1 protein-coding gene is annotated in these 409 nt (G+C 54.0%); it reads right to left on the bottom strand.

Annotated features, from left to right (window positions below; all coding sequences use genetic code 11):
• A partial coding sequence (locus NE664_14825; protein ID MCQ4727909.1) for a hypothetical protein occupies positions 1 to 356 on the bottom strand: 356 nt, incomplete at its 3' end.
• Positions 357 to 409: the final 53 nt, after the last annotated feature.

Below are 409 nucleotides of genomic sequence, written 5' to 3'. Positions count from 1 at the left end.
ATCATCCCCGCCAGATATCCTGCGGCATCCACCAGGGCCCCGATAAATCCCGATAAAACCGTGCCGATCAAAGAGCTGGTCAGACTGACTGTGGAAGTCGCCGTACCGGAAAGATGAGGATACTTCCCGCACGCCATGCCAATAATGGACGGGAATGCAGCTCCAGTCAGTGCTCCTACGGTAAAGAGAACGGCAATCAGGAAGACTCCGTTTCCCAGGAGAAACGCCGCAATATAGAGAAATGCGGAAAGAAAGCACGTGGTGCAGAGCCACTTGCTGTACTCTATCTTCCGATCCACAGCCGGCTGCATGAATCTGCCGGCCACGATTCCACCCCAGAAAAGAATCAGAGCCATGCTGGAAACACTCCGGTCCAGTCCCAGTCCGTCCTGAATATACGTGGTAATCC

The sequence above is a fragment of the Anaerotignum faecicola genome (genome assembly GCA_024460105.1).
GTDB lineage: Bacteria > Bacillota > Clostridia > Lachnospirales > Anaerotignaceae > JANFXS01.
This window is presented reverse-complemented; position numbering and strand designations above follow the sequence as displayed.